The organism is Candidatus Thiothrix phosphatis, assembly GCF_035668035.1.
Lineage (GTDB): Bacteria > Pseudomonadota > Gammaproteobacteria > Thiotrichales > Thiotrichaceae > Thiothrix > Thiothrix phosphatis.
Genome location: NZ_JAYMYJ010000114.1, coordinates 50,522 through 62,556, shown reverse-complemented (window position 1 = coordinate 62,556; position 12,035 = coordinate 50,522). Strand labels below are relative to the sequence as shown.

The following is a 12,035-nucleotide window of genomic DNA, read 5'->3' as shown; positions in this document are numbered from 1 at the left end:
TTTTTCTGGCTGCCTGAAACGAAAAAACCCCGCTTGCGCGGGGCTCCCCTTCCTGATGGAGCCAGCGCTTTTGGCGCTGCTGCCATCTCACCGACTCAGCTGAGAAGCTTACCTCTCTTTGGCAACTATTCTCAAGTATAAAAAGAGTCGTTATGGGTGTTAATTTAGTTTTGTTAATTTTTCTTATCAAGAAGGTGAATCCAGTGGACAACCGGTATTTTGCTGGCTTCCTGCAAATGTGTCTGGCAGCCGATATTGGCGGTGACAATCATTTCCGGCTGATGCTGGGTCAGGTTGGCTAGTTTGTTGCTGCGCAATTGCCGGGAAATTTCCGGTTGCAGGATGGAGTAAGTCCCAGCAGAACCACAACACAAGTGTTCATCAGCCACCGGAACCAGCACGTAGCCGCAATCGGTCAGGATGTTTTCCACCACGCCCCGGATTTTCTGGCCATGCTGGAGCGTGCAGGGCGGATGCCAGGCAATGCGTTCAGGTTGGGCGGAAGCGAGCCGTTGGTATTTTTCCTGTGCGATGACTTCGGCGATGTCCCTGCACAAGTTGGAGATGCGTTCGGCTTTAATGGAATATTCCAGGTCGCCGCGCAGGTGATACTTGTATTCCTTGACCATGACGCCGCAGCCGCTGGCGGTGGTGATGATGGCTTCCACGCCATTGGCAATGTAAGGCCACCAAGCGTCGATGTTGCGCCGCATGTAGTCCAGCGCTTCCTCGGGCGCGCCCAGATGCTGGCTGACAGCGCCGCAGCAGCCAGCTTTGGGGGCAGTGATCAAGCTGATGCCGAGCTTATCCAGCACCCGGGCGGTGGCGGCATTGATGTCAGGGGAAAGGGAGGGCTGGACACAGCCTTCCAGCACCAGCATCCGACGGCCATGATGGCTTTTTGGCCACTCACCCGCCGGACGCGATGCAGTAATTTTGCCTGCCACAGTGTCCGGCAACATAGGCTTGAAAGCACGCCCCAGTTTCAGCCCAAGGTTGAACAAGCCAGATTTTGGCAGGTATTTACGCAGCCGTTTGCGCATGGATTGGTCGGCACGGTCACGGCCAGTGTGTTCTTCAGCCAGATGGCGGCCTATGTCGAGCAGCTTGCTGTATTCCACCCCGGACGGGCAGGTGGTTTCACAGCTACGGCACAACAGGCAGCGGTCAAGGTGTTGCAACGTTTTGCGGCCGCTGTCCGGGGCATTTTCCAACTGGCCTTCCATCAATTGTTTGATCAGGTAAATGCGCCCGCGGGGGCCATCGTTCTCATCACCCAGCAGTTGGTAGGTAGGGCAGGTGGCATTGCAGAAACCGCAATGGACGCAGCGGCGCAGGATTGCCTCCGCTGTCTTGCCCTCCGCAGTTTGCCGTAGTGAGCTGAGTATCCGGGTTTGCATTACCAATCCTTGTACATGCGGCCTGGGTTGAAAATCCCATGTGGATCCATTGCCCGTTTCAACCGTTGCTGGGCGGCCAGCAGGTTGCCAGGCAGCGGATGAAAGGGGTTGACGCCAGGCAGGCTGCCCCGATATAGGGTGGCGTGGCCATTGCCTTTTTGCGCAATATTGCGGATCAGGTTGGTTGGGATGTTGGTGTAAATCCAGCGTTGGGAGCCGCCCCATTCAATCAGTGAATTCCCTTCCAGCCGACTGACGACGCTGGTGGCGGGCGGGAAGGAGAGCCGCCATAGCGGGCGGTCGTATTGCTGGAAAAATTCGTGGGTCTGGTTGCGCAACGCCATCCAAAATTGGTCAGGGTTATTGAGCGGGTCACCGCCGATCTTGCGGTGGGAGGCGAAAACGTGGCTGGGTTCGCCACTTAGGCGCAGGTACAGGCAGCCGTCGAAATAGCAGGTGGCGCTCAAGGGGAAGGTGGAGCGGCGCATGGTCGTGGTCAGCTCATAGGCTTCCTGATCGGGCATTTCCAGCGTCAGGGTCAGTTCTGTGGCTGGGCGCGGCAGGACTTTCAGGGAAACTTCCAGGATCAGGCCAAGCGTTCCCATGGAGCCGGACAGCAGGCGGGAAATGTCGTATCCGGCGACGTTTTTCATGACTTGCCCACCGAAAGCGGCGGTCTTGCCGTAGCCAGTCACAAGCCTGACGCCCAGCACATGGTCACGGGCGGCACCGCGCCAAGCGCGTCCAGGGCCGGACAGGCCCGCCGCGACTGCGCCGCCGATAGTGGATTCCGGGCCGAAACAAGGTGGCTCAAATGCCAGCATCTGCCCGTTGGCAGCCAGCAGCGCTTCAATGTCCTGCAAGCGCGTGCCTGATCGGGCAGTGATGCACAGCTCAGAAGGTTCATAGGCGATGACGCCGGTGTGTGAGGCCGTGCTTAACAGTTTGCCGTTGGCGGGGTTGCCATAAAAAGCTTTGCTGCCGCCGCCCACAATGTTGAGGGACTCTTGTGCAGCAATTCCTGCTGCGACCTGTTCTTGCAATATTGGGGTTATGTCGTTGTCTGCGATCATGTCAAGTCCGGGTCAATATCTTGGAAGTTCCGGATGGGAAAGCTGCCCATGATGCACATGCATGGCGCCAAGCTCCGCACAGCGGTGTAGGGTAGGGACAGCCTTGCCAGGGTTCAGCAATTCATCAGGGTCGAATGCGCGTTTGACGGCGTGAAAAACTTCCAGCTCCGCCTCGCCAAATTGCACGCACATGGAATCCAGTTTTTCATGGCCAACCCCGTGTTCACCCGTAATGGAGCCGCCAACTTTAACACATAACGCCAGAATATCTGCGCCAAAACGTTCGGCTTTTTCCAGCTCGCCGGGACGGTTGGCGTCATACAGGATCAGTGGGTGCAAGTTGCCGTCGCCAGCATGGAAGACATTGGCGACACCAAGCGCGTATTGCTGGGAAAATTCATTGATTTTCTGCAAAACCTCCGCCAAATGTTTGCGTGGGATGGTGCCATCCATGCAGTAGTAGTCGGGGGAAATGCGCCCTACCGCAGGAAAGGCGGACTTGCGGCCTGCCCACAGACGAGCGCGTTCAGTGGCGGTTTTGGCGACATGGACATTACTGGCATGATGTTTTTTCAGGATAGCCGTGACCTTGGCTGTCTGCTCACTGACTTCATCTTCGCTGCCGTCCAGTTCACACAGCAAAATGGCCCCGGCTTCCAGCGGGTAGCCTGCATGAATGAAATCCTCAGCGGCGCGGATGGCGGGGTTGTCCATCATTTCCAGCCCGGCAGGGATGATGCCCCGGCTGATGATGGCGGCCACTGCATCGCCTGCATCGTTCACCTTGTCAAAGGCGGCCATCAGCACCTGCACTGTTTCCGGCTTGACCGTCAGCTTGACCAGGATTTCGACCACAATGCCCAGCATGCCTTCAGAGCCGGTCAGCAATGCCATCAGGTCATAACCGGGGGTGTCCAGGCGGTCGCTGCCAATGGTCATCAATTCGCCATCGATGGTGACCAGCTTGATTTCCAGCACGTTATGCACGGTCAGGCCGTACTTTAGGCAATGGACGCCGCCGGAGTTTTCCGCCACGTTGCCGCCAATCGAACAGGCGATTTGGGAGGAGGGGTCTGGCGCGTAGAACAGCCCAAGATGGTCGACCGCCTGGCTGATGGCGAGGTTGCGCACACCGGGTTGGACGCGGGCGGTCAGGTTGTCAGTGTCAATCGCCAGAATTTGGTTGAAGCGGGCGAGGCTGAGGATGATGCCGTCTTCATGAGGCAGTGCGCCGCCGGAAAGCCCAGTCCCCGCCCCCCGGGCGACAACGGGGATCTTGAGGCGGTTGCAGATTTTGACGGCCAGTTGCACCTGTTCAATGGTGGTTGGCAGCACGACGGCCAGCGGCACATGCCGGTAGGCGGTCAGGCCATCACATTCATACGGACGTAAATCTTCCCGGGCGGTCAGGATGGCGTTTGGGGGCAGGATGTCCGCGAGATGCTGGAGCAACTGCTTTTTCTGATCGGGGGATGTTTTCACTAATATCCTTGCCTTGTTGTAAAGTGGGGGTAATGTAGCGTGTTTCCAACAGGATTTTTAAATTTTAGTTTAATCATTGAGGAAATGGGATGTATCAGATAGGTGGGATATTGCTGGGTGGGGCAATAGGCGCATTGTTGCGGTTTTTGGTGGCAAATGGCGTTTACCAATGGCTAGGGCGTTCATTTCCTTACGGAACCTTGGCTGTGAATGTTGTTGGCTCATTTTTCATCGGTTTGCTGACGTACTACTTTGTGGAGCGGGAGCTATTGACCTCGGCCCTGAGCAGGGGATTGATTGTGGGGGTGCTGGGCGCATTCACCACGTTTTCCACCTTTTCGCTGGATACGTTCGACCTGCTCCAGGAAGGGCGGCTCTGGGGAGCGGTGCTGAATGCAGGGCTGAACGTGGGTTTGTGCTTGCTGGCGGTGTGGCTGGGGGTACAGGCAGGACGATCCATCTGAGTTGGTTTCCTGTCCGCAAAGCCAGCGCCCATCAGGCCAATATGTCCAGTGCCTCCAACTCCGTCAGCGGCCAGCGCGGGCGGGCGCTGATCACTGCGGCTTCCTGCGCCCCCGCCTGCAAACGCAGTGCGCCCGCATACGCAATCATCGCGCCGTTGTCGGTGCAAAACGCCAGCCGTGGGAAAAACACGTCCGCCTCCAGCTCCGCCAGCCGTTCCCGCAGCCGCCGGTTCGCGCCGACGCCACCTGCGACCACCAGCCGCTTGCGCCCGGCCTGTTCCAGCGCCCGGCGGCACTTGATGAACAGCGTGTCCACCACCGCGTCCTCAAACGCCCTGGCAATATCTGCTTTATCCTGCTCCGTCTGGCCGGAGTTTTGCCAGGTAGTCAGGGAAAACGTTTTCAGGCCGCTGAAACTGAAATCACAGCCTGGGCGATCCACCATTGGGCGCGGGAACTTGTAAGCGCCCGCGCGCCCCTGTTCCGCCAGTTTCGCCAGCAATGGCCCGCCAGGGTAACCCAGCCCCATCAGCTTGGCGGTCTTGTCAAACGCTTCCCCAGCGGCGTCATCCACGCTTTCGCCCAGGATGCGGTATTCGCCGATTCGCGGCACATCCACCAGCAGGGTGTGCCCGCCCGACACCAGCAGGGCCACGAACGGCAATTGTGGCGGGTTTTCCTCCAGCATTGGCGCGAGCAGATGCCCTTCCATGTGGTGCACGCCCACCGCCGGAATGTTCAGCCCCCATGCCAGGGAGCGTGCAATCGATGCGCCCGTCATCAGCGCCCCGATCAGCCCCGGCCCTGCGGTGTAGGCAATGCCGTCAATCGCGGACAGGCTCAAACCGGCGTCCGCCAGCGTTTCGCGCAGCAGCGGCAACACGCGGCGGATATGGTCGCGCGAAGCCAGTTCCGGCACTACGCCACCGTATTCGGCGTGCATCGCTATCTGGCTGAACAGGCGGTGCGCCAACAGCCCGTGTGTGGTGTCATAAATGGCTACGCCGGTTTCGTCGCAGGATGTTTCAATACCAAGAACGCGCATGATCTTCTCAGGTTGGGCTGGGGGGTTAAACAGGATAGACGGCAGTATATATGCTAGAGTCTCACCCTGACAAAACAAGCTGGATATTGAACATGCGCTTATTCTTGGTTCAGTTGGCGGCTCTTCTGCTGCTCTTGCAGACGCCTGCAATTTGGGCAAAAGACCGGCTGGTCATCCTGGCCGGGCAGTCCAACATGATGGGGCGCGGCAAAGTGCATGAATTGCCTGCGGACTATAAAAGCACCCCGGCCAACGTCACGTTTTTCTACCAGGGGCGCGAACACCCGTTGGCGAAATTCGCCTGGTTCGGCCCCGAAGTCAGTTTCGCCCATGAGGTGGCGCGCGCTTTCCCCAACGACCATTTCATTTTGGTCAAGCAAGCGGCGTCCGGCAGCCTGATCCAGCAATGGCAACCGGGGCAGGGGCTGTATAAGGCGTTGCTGCGGCAGGTCGGTTTCGCCACCGGGGAGAAAGCCACAGAGAAAGTGGACGCGATCCTGTGGATGCAGGGTGAAAGCGACGCGCAAAGCAGCGCCAGCGTCGCCAGCCAGTACGGCAGCCGTTTCAGCACCTTGGTGACCAGTCTGCGCAAGGATTTGCAGTCCCCCGACAGCCTGTTCATCTACGGCCAGATCAGTCTGGAGCATCCTCAACACACGGACTCCATTGCCTCAGTGCGGGATCAGCAGCAGGCCGCGCAATCCCAGTTGCCTAAAGCCGTGATGGTGGCCACCGATGGGCTGGGCAAACTGAATGACGGCATCCATTTCAACGCCGCTGGCCAGATCGAACTGGGCAAACGCTTTGCCAAAGCCTACCTCCAGCACAGCCACTAGATTGGCGCTGGATTCCACTCCCGATTTCACATACGATGATGCGCCACAACCAGAACATACTCCGCACACAGTTTGAGTACACCACCAAGGGAGTAGAAGTCCATGAGCATCATCAAGCAGGATGACCTGATCGCCAGCGTAGCCGATGCGCTGCAATTCATATCCTATTACCATCCGGTCGACTTCATAGAGGCCATGCATAAGGCGTGGCAACGGGAGGAGTCTCCGGCAGCGAAAGATTCTATCGCTCAAATTCTGGTGAACTCGCGCATGTGCGCCGAAGGTCACCGCCCGATTTGTCAGGACACAGGCATTGTCACCGTGTTCGTCAAGGTCGGCATGAACGTGCAGTGGGAAGGCGACATGAGCCTGACCGACATGATCAACGAAGGTGTGCGCCGCGCCTATCTGCAACCGGACAATGTGCTGCGCGCCTCCATCCTCGCCGACCCGGCTGGCGCGCGCAAGAACACCCGCGACAACACCCCGGCGGTCATCCACTATGAAATCGTTCCCGGCGACAAGGTGAGCTTCGATGTGGCGGCCAAGGGTGGTGGTTCTGAAAACAAGTCCAAGATGGCCATGCTCAACCCTTCCGACAGCATTGTCGACTGGGTGTTGAAAACCGTCCCCACCATGGGCGCTGGCTGGTGCCCGCCGGGCATGCTCGGCATCGGTATCGGCGGCACGGCGGAAAAGGCGGCGGTATTGGCCAAGGAAGTGCTGATGGAGCCGGTCGACATCCAGGAGCTGATGGCGCGCGGCCCGCAGAACCGCATTGAGGAGCTGCGTCTGGAACTGTACGAAAAAGTCAATAACCTGGGGTTGGGCGCGCAAGGTTTGGGCGGCCTCACCACGGTGCTGGATGTAAAGATCAAGGATTACCCCACCCACGCCGCCTCGTTGCCGGTCTGCATGATTCCCAACTGTGCGGCGACCCGCCATACCCACTTTGTGCTGGATGGCTCAGGCCCGGCGCTGCAAACCCCGCCAGACATCGCCAATTGGCCGGAAATTTCGCTGGCTGGCGGTGCGCAGGCCACCCGTATCAATCTCGACACGATCACGCCGGAAGAGGTGCGCAAGCTCAAGCCGGGCGAAACTGTGCTGCTGTCCGGCAAGATGCTGACCGGGCGCGATGCCGCCCACAAGCGCATGGTCGACATGCTCAACAAGGGCGAAAAATTGCCGGTTGACCTGAAAGGGCGCTTCATCTACTACGTCGGCCCGGTTGATCCGGTGCGTGATGAGGTGGTGGGCCCCGCAGGCCCGACCACGTCCACCCGCATGGACAAATTCACCCGCCAGATTCTGGCTGAAACCGGCCTGCTGGGCATGATCGGCAAATCCGAGCGCGGCCCGACGGCGATTGAGGCCATCAAGGAGTTCGGCGCGGTCTACCTGATGGCGGTGGGCGGTGCGGCTTATCTGGTGTCCAAGGCGATCACCCATGCACAAGTGCTGGCGTTCCCGGAACTGGGTATGGAAGCGATCTACGAATTCGAGGTCAAGGACATGCCGGTGACAGTGGCGGTTGACAGCCAGGGTGAATCCGTCCATACCACTGGCCCTGCGCAGTGGAAAAAGATCATCGACGCCCGCATCCATAAAGCCTAAAACATGATAGGGGCGCGCTGGCCGCGCCCTTTTTCAGGAACGCAGCCATTGCGGGGGCTACTCCTTGAGGCGATCTCTTCGCCAGTCAGTGACTTCATTCTTATTTTTTGCTACAACTAGCCAATTTTTCTGAGGCCACAACCTTTGAGCAGCGACCGTATCTACCGCATTTCCTTTGTCAATCAGGATAAGGTCTATGAAATTTTCGCCAAGCAGGTTTACGAATCCGACCTGTATGGTTTTGTCGTGGTGGAAGAACTGGTTTTTGGCACCCAAAGCACCGTGGTGATTGACCCGGGCGAAGAGCGTCTCAAGAACGAATTCGAGTCGGTCAAACGCAGTTTCATCCCTATCCATTCAGTGATCCGTATTGACGAAGTGGAGCATCCCGGCGTCAGCAAGATCCATTCCCTCGAAAACGGTGGCGCGCCCGGCAATGTCAGCCCGTTTGCGCGCCCTGCCAAGAAAAAAGATTAGGCCAGCCTGTTCATGGTTCCCCCCTGCCGCCAGCTGGTGATGACTTCCGCAAGCTGGTTGATTAGTGTTTGCCTTGCTGTGCGGCTGGCCCAGGCGACGTGAGGCGTGACGATCAGGTTAGGTAAGGCGGCGCGCAGCAGCGGGGAGTTTTCGCTGGGTGGTTCCTGTGCCAATACGTCAATGCCTGCGCCGCCCAGCCTGCCAGCCTGCAACGCTTCCAACAGGGCGGTTTCATCCACAATGCCGCCACGGGCGGTGTTGATCAGGAGGCAGTCCGGCTTTAGCCATTGCAGGCGTTCGGCATTGATCAGGTTACGGGTGTCCGGCGTCAGCGGGCAATGCAGGCTGAGGGCGTCGGCCTGCGCCAGCGCTTCTGCAAACGGGGTGCGTCCTGCCCGGGGCGGTTGGCCTGGGTGTTCGGCAATGATGATGTGCATGCCAACAGCTTGCGCCATCTGCGCGACCGCCTTGCCCAAGATGCCGTAGCCGATGAGGGTCAGGTTGCTGCCCGCGATTTCCGCCATTGGGTAGTCCAGCAAGCAAAAATGTTGGCTGCGGCTCCAATCACCGTGTTGCAGGGCAGTCCGCCAGGCCGGTAACTGGCGGCGCAGGGCGAAAATCAGCGCCATGACATGCTCTGCAACCGACTGGCTGGCGTAATCGCGGATATTGGTGACGGGAATGCCCAGTTCTTTGGCTGTTTCCAGGTCGACATTGTTGGAGCCGGTCGCCGCGATGCACACCAGTTTGAGCTGCCCGGCCAGTGCGCGCAGCAGTGGCGCATCCAGCTCCACCTTGTTGCTGATCACGATATTGGCGTCACCGATATTGCGCAGTCGTTCATCGGGGCGGGTATGGCCACAGGCGCGCAATTCGCCGCAGACAGCTTGCAGGCGGCTGAGGTCGAGGTCGCCGCGACTGGTGCTGTCCAGGTCAAGAAATACCGCTTTGTACATAATGCATCCTTTTTAATAATGACTGACAAGAGGCTTGTTATGAGGTGCTTTTTAATAACTCTGCTATTATATCCCGATGATTTATAGAGTGTGGAACGGCGAATGAACCGTAGGTGGTTGCATTGGCTCCTGATCAGTATCCTGCTGGCGTCGGTTCTGTTTGGCTATACGCTGGTGCCGGATCGGGAGTTTGAGGCATGGAAGGATCGCTTCAGCCATCTTGCGGTAACCCAGGGAATTAGCGCGGAAACCGCCGCGAGGGCTTTGCGTGGCTTGTCGCCGGATAAAAAGGTGCTGCGTCTGGAAGCGCATCAGCCTGAGTTCAGCAAGCCGATATGGGAATATCTGGAAACCGCAGTTTCGGATGAGCGCATTGCACGCGGACAGAAATTGCTGGACGAGCAGGCACCATTGTTGGAGCGCATTTATCAGCAATTTGGCGTCCAGCCTGAATATTTGTTGGCGGTATGGGGCGTGGAGAGCAATTACGGCAAGAATACCGGCGGTTACAACATCATCCAGTCACTGGCGACCCTGGCCTATGCCGGTAGTGAAGACCGGCGTAATTTCTGGCAAGCGCAATTGCTGTCGGCGCTGCGGATTTTGGACGAAGGTGATATGTCGCTGGTGTCGATGCAAGGTTCGTGGGCTGGTGCGATTGGCCATACCCAGTTCATTCCCACCACCTTTGAGGAGTTCGCGGTCGATTTCGATGGCGATGGCAAACGCGACCTGGTTGGCAGCATTCCTGATGCGCTGGCTTCCACCGCCAATTATCTGGCGCATTCTGGCTGGGAACGCGGCAAGCTTTGGGGCAGGGAAGTGCGCCTGCCCACCGGCTTCGACTGGTCGCGCGCTGATCCTGATTTCTGGCTGCCCGCCAATGCGTGGGGACAGGATGCGCGGGTGACGGGGGCGGATGGTGCGCCAGTCATGGACCCTGATCCTGCGTATATATTCCTGCCTGCGGGGTATCGCGGCCCGGCGTTTCTGGCGTTCCACAATTTCAGCGTGATCCTGAAATACAACAATGCCGAAAATTATGCGTTGGCAGTCGGGTATTTGGGTGACCGTATCCGGGGGGCGGGGCCGCTGGTGGCCTCTTGGCCGCACGACGAACAGCCGTTGAGCCTCACCCAGAAATCGGAGCTGCAGGAACTGTTGACAGTCGCCGGTTACAGCACGGAAGGCGTGGATGGCAGGATTGGCCCCAACACCCGCTCCGCCTTGCGCCGTTGGCAGCTTGACGCCGGTTTTCCAGCAGATGGCTTTGCGACGCTGGAATACCTGGATGTGTTGCGGCAGGAAGTGCAGACGAATTCCTTGCCGAAGCCATCTGTCGCCCCTGCCGCCAAACTGGCTCCTGTGGGCGGCAGTATGAAGCACTGACGGGGAATAACTCCCGTCAGCTTGCTTCATTGATGGGGTCAGCCCGCGCCAAAGACGCTCTTGGCGGCGGCAATAGCGGTACCGGGCTGGATCGGTGCCTGCATATCGGACAACACAGCTTCCAGCGCACCCAGGCAGTTGAGGACGTTCGTCTGGTTGCTGGCGAAACCCATCAGGCCGATGCGCCAGATTTTCCCCGCCAGTGCGCCCAGGCCAGCGCCGATTTCCAGGTTGTAGCGGTTCAGCAGTTCGGCACGCACGGCTGTTTCATCCACACCTGCTGGTACAGCGATGGCGTTGAGTTGTGGCAGGCGGTAAGGTTCCTCCACCACAAACTGCAAACCCATTGCCTCAATTCCAGCCCTTAATGCCAGATGGTTGTGGGCATGGCGCGCCCAGGCGTTTTCCAGCCCTTCTTCCTGCAATATCAGCAGTGCTTCATGGAATGCATACAGGGTGTTGATGGGGGCGGTATGGTGGTAGGCGCGTTTGGCTCCACCACCCCAATAGCCCATCACCAGGCTCATGTCCATGAACCAGCTTTGCACCTTGCCCTTGCGGTTTTGGATGCGTTCGACCGCGCGCGGGCCGAAGCTGACCGGCGCTATGCCAGGGACGCAGGACAGGCATTTCTGGGAGCCGGAATAAACCGCGTCAATTTCCCAGGCGTCAACCTTGAGCGGGGAGCCACCCAGTGAAGTGACCGCATCGACGATGGCCAGGCAGTCATGGTCGTGCGCCAGTTTGACCAGTGTTTGCGCATCGGATTGTGCGCCGGTGGAGGTTTCTGCCTGGACGAAAGCCACAGTCCTGGCGTCAGGATGGGTGATGAGGGCGTCTTCCAGTTTGTTGGGGTCAACCGGCTTGCCCCAGTCATCCATCACCATGATTGGTGTGGCGCCGCAACGTTCGACATTTTCCTTCATACGCCCGCCAAACACGCCGTTCTGGCAGACGATGACCTTGTCGCCCGGCTCCACCAGATTGACAAAACAGGTTTCCATCCCTGCCGAACCCGGCGCGGAAACCGGCATGGTCAGTTCATTACGGGTCTGGAAGGCGTATTGCAGCATTGCCTTGAGCTCGTCCATCATGCTGACGAACGCCGGGTCAAGATGGCCGATGGTGGGGCGCGCCATGGCTTCCAGCACGCGTGGGCTGACATCGGAAGGCCCTGGCCCCATCAGGGTGCGGACAGGTGGATGAAAGGATTTTGCAGTCATGTGGTTAGGTTCTCTTTATGTCGGCAAGGCGGGAATAATACTACGGAAAATGGCGGGTCAAAAGGTTTAGCGG

At 58.6% G+C, this 12,035-nt stretch carries 11 protein-coding genes; 5 read left to right on the top strand and 6 right to left on the bottom strand.

The window, feature by feature from the left end; genetic code table 11:
- Window positions 1-173: 173 nt before the first annotated feature.
- From glcF to glcD, 3 genes are read right to left on the bottom strand one after another with little or no spacing between them, the layout of a single operon-like run.
- Complete coding sequence (gene glcF, locus VSS37_RS12985; RefSeq protein WP_324695870.1) at window positions 174-1,400, bottom strand: glycolate oxidase subunit GlcF; 1,227 nt, start codon at window positions 1,398-1,400, stop codon at window positions 174-176.
- Window positions 1,400-2,473 carry a glycolate oxidase subunit GlcE gene (gene glcE, locus VSS37_RS12980; protein WP_324695868.1) on the bottom strand — a complete coding sequence of 358 codons (1,074 nt, stop codon included), beginning with the start codon at window positions 2,471-2,473 and terminating at the stop codon, window positions 1,400-1,402. The genes glcF and glcE overlap by 1 nt, the downstream gene beginning before the upstream one ends.
- A gap of 12 nt (window positions 2,474-2,485) precedes the next feature.
- A complete protein-coding gene (glcD, locus tag VSS37_RS12975) occupies window positions 2,486-3,955 on the bottom strand; it encodes a glycolate oxidase subunit GlcD (RefSeq protein ID WP_324695867.1) in 1,470 nt (489 codons plus the stop codon).
- 89 nt (window positions 3,956-4,044) lie between these two features.
- Between glcD and crcB the strand changes: the two genes are divergently transcribed.
- A complete protein-coding gene (crcB, locus tag VSS37_RS12970; RefSeq protein ID WP_324695865.1) occupies window positions 4,045-4,419 on the top strand; it encodes a fluoride efflux transporter CrcB in 375 nt (124 codons plus the stop codon).
- Window positions 4,420-4,450: 31 nt separating this feature from the next.
- On the opposite strand, the gene tsaD is transcribed toward crcB, so the two are convergent.
- A complete protein-coding gene (gene tsaD, locus VSS37_RS12965) occupies window positions 4,451-5,464 on the bottom strand; it encodes a tRNA (adenosine(37)-N6)-threonylcarbamoyltransferase complex transferase subunit TsaD (RefSeq protein WP_324695863.1) in 1,014 nt (337 codons plus the stop codon).
- 92 nt (window positions 5,465-5,556) lie between these two features.
- Between tsaD and VSS37_RS12960 the strand changes: the two genes are divergently transcribed.
- From VSS37_RS12960 to VSS37_RS12950, 3 genes are all read left to right on the top strand, one after another.
- Complete coding sequence (locus tag VSS37_RS12960; RefSeq protein WP_324695862.1) at window positions 5,557-6,300, top strand: sialate O-acetylesterase; 744 nt, start codon at window positions 5,557-5,559, stop codon at window positions 6,298-6,300.
- A 102-nt stretch (window positions 6,301-6,402) separates the two neighbouring features.
- The gene (locus VSS37_RS12955) at window positions 6,403-7,917 is read left to right on the top strand and encodes a fumarate hydratase (protein WP_324695861.1); all 1,515 of its coding nucleotides are present in this window, start codon (window positions 6,403-6,405) and stop codon (window positions 7,915-7,917) included.
- 144 nt (window positions 7,918-8,061) lie between these two features.
- Window positions 8,062-8,394 (top strand): DUF1820 family protein, encoded by a 333-nt coding sequence (locus tag VSS37_RS12950; protein ID WP_324695858.1) that lies wholly within the window; start codon window positions 8,062-8,064, stop codon window positions 8,392-8,394.
- Here VSS37_RS12950 and VSS37_RS12945 read toward each other — a convergent pair.
- Entirely contained in the window at window positions 8,391-9,350 is a 960-nt protein-coding gene (locus VSS37_RS12945; RefSeq protein WP_324695856.1) for a D-2-hydroxyacid dehydrogenase, read from the bottom strand. The two genes, VSS37_RS12950 and VSS37_RS12945, sit on opposite strands and share 4 nt — an antisense overlap.
- Window positions 9,351-9,452: 102 nt before the next feature.
- Between VSS37_RS12945 and VSS37_RS12940 the strand changes: the two genes are divergently transcribed.
- Window positions 9,453-10,739 carry a lytic murein transglycosylase gene (locus tag VSS37_RS12940; RefSeq protein WP_324695854.1) on the top strand — a complete coding sequence of 429 codons (1,287 nt, stop codon included), beginning with the start codon at window positions 9,453-9,455 and terminating at the stop codon, window positions 10,737-10,739.
- A 38-nt stretch (window positions 10,740-10,777) separates the two neighbouring features.
- On the opposite strand, the gene VSS37_RS12935 is transcribed toward VSS37_RS12940, so the two are convergent.
- The gene (locus tag VSS37_RS12935) at window positions 10,778-11,962 is read right to left on the bottom strand and encodes a pyridoxal-phosphate-dependent aminotransferase family protein (protein ID WP_324695852.1); all 1,185 of its coding nucleotides are present in this window, start codon (window positions 11,960-11,962) and stop codon (window positions 10,778-10,780) included.
- Window positions 11,963-12,035 lie beyond the last annotated feature (73 nt).